The organism is Polaromonas sp. P3_C2 (genome assembly GCF_056402675.1).
The window spans coordinates 1-1724 of sequence record NZ_JBFUGX010000786.1; the positions used below are offsets into that span (position 1 = coordinate 1).

3 protein-coding genes are annotated in these 1724 nt (G+C 58.9%); 1 reads left to right on the forward strand and 2 read right to left on the reverse strand.

Annotation, left to right across the window (positions count from 1 at the left end; translation table 11 throughout):
- On the reverse strand, positions 1 to 247 hold a 247-nt coding region (locus AC1DWI_RS21930; protein ID WP_477725762.1), incomplete at its 3' end, for an LptF/LptG family permease.
- Positions 244 to 1368, reverse strand: a complete 1125-nt coding sequence (gene lptF, locus AC1DWI_RS21935) for an LPS export ABC transporter permease LptF (RefSeq protein ID WP_477671667.1) — start codon at positions 1366 to 1368, stop codon at positions 244 to 246. The genes AC1DWI_RS21930 and lptF, both read right to left, overlap by 4 nt.
- A gap of 69 nt (positions 1369 to 1437) precedes the next feature.
- Here lptF and AC1DWI_RS21940 point away from each other — a divergent pair.
- A partial coding sequence (locus AC1DWI_RS21940) for a M17 family peptidase N-terminal domain-containing protein (RefSeq protein ID WP_477725763.1) occupies positions 1438 to 1724 on the forward strand: 287 nt, incomplete at its 3' end.

A 1724-nucleotide genomic window follows, 5' to 3' on the forward strand; every position in this document is an offset into this window, starting at 1 on the left:
CAAAGATGGTGCCGATCAGTACGGAGATCGGCAGCAGCTCGTACAAATGATTGGGAATCAGCAGGCCTACGTACAGCAGTGCATGCCTGATCTGGTAGACATCGGCGGCGTTGATGCCGCTGCTCTTGCCGAGGTATTGCAGTTCATCGACCAGGTCAAAAAAGAAGAACAGGGCCAGGAAGCCCAGCGCCACCAGGGCGATGGCTGCCAGCACTTCACCGTAGATCAGGCGGCGTATGGTTTTCATGCGTGGCTTTCGCTGTCGCGTACAGCCAGCGGTGTACGGTTGATGCGCCGGGCGGGCCGCAGCGTCCAGTTGAACTGTCGCTTGGACAGCCAGGCCAGGGCCAGCAGCAGGACACCACCATGCAGCGCCAGCAGGAAGTTGCTGAAACTGATGAGGCCCACAAAAATCCAGCTTTGCCCGAGGTTGACCAGGTTGTTGTAGACCACAAAGGTCAGCAACACAAAGATCATGTTGCCGCTGCGGCCACCGCGCGGGTTCACGCTGGCCAGGGCCACCGCCAGTACGACAAAGTTGATGGATGCCAGCGCCAGCCCCAGCCGCCACGCCAGTTCGCTGAGGTTGCCGCGGGTCGGCGTCTTGATCAGGGAGCGGGTGGAAAGCAGTTTGGCTTCCGGTGCGTTTTCGGTCAGCGGATTGTTATCGCCAGTTTTGGTGCCGTACTCTTCGAAGTCGCTGATTTTGAGCGCCGATTGCCCGATCACGTTTTCCAGGCGCTGGCCGTTTTCGAGCATGAGGAACTGGGCGTCACCTTTGGTCTCGATGCGGCCCGAGCGGGCCGTGGTGATGGAACTCTTGCCTTTTTCGGTCGCAGCGATAAAGACGTTGTTACTGGAGCGCTCGCCCGCCAGGTCGCGGTCGATGAAGAAAACCCGGTTGCCGCTGGAGGACTCCTGGAACTGGCCAGGGGCAATGCGGTCGATGTCGCCGCGCTGCTCATACCGGCTTTGCATGTCTTTGGTTTGCTGGTTGGTCCAGGGCCAGACAAAAAGGGCCATCAGCGTGATGACCAGCAGCACAGGCCATGCAAAACGGAAAAGCGGCCGCAGAAAACCCGCCAGGCCCTGACCACTGGTGAACCACACCACCATTTCGCTGTCGCGGTACATGCGCGACAAGGTACTGACCATCGCAATAAACAGCGACAGCGTGAGGATGGTCGGCAGGCGTCCCAGGGCCGAGTAGGCCATGAACAGCATGACGTCCTGCGGATTGATGAAACCGCGCGATGCCTGGCCCAGGGTGCGGATCAGAACAATGGTCATCACGATGGTGACCAGGACCACCAGCGTGGCCCCAAAACTGCGTGCCAGCTCTTTGCGAATCGTGGATTGGAATAACATTGACTGAATATCTGCCTTGGCTTCGTTTTATTTTTGTTTTACTTTGGTTTATTTACCAGACCCTGAATTATGGACTTTGAACTCAAAACACTGACACCCACCCGTATTTGCAGCGAAAAAACCGATGCGCTGCTGGTTCTCGTACCCCAGGATCCGGGCTCCGGCAATGACCCCCTTTCGGTGCTCGCATCGCTGGCGATCAAGTCGGGGGACTTTGARGCCAAGCCGGGCAAGCTCCTGAGCACGTACCGCGCTCCCGGCATCACTGCCAGGCGGGTCGTACTGGCGGGCGTCGGGGATGCCAGTGCCAAAAACGTTCGTACCGCCGTCAGTGCCGGCCTGGGCGCCCTGAAGGC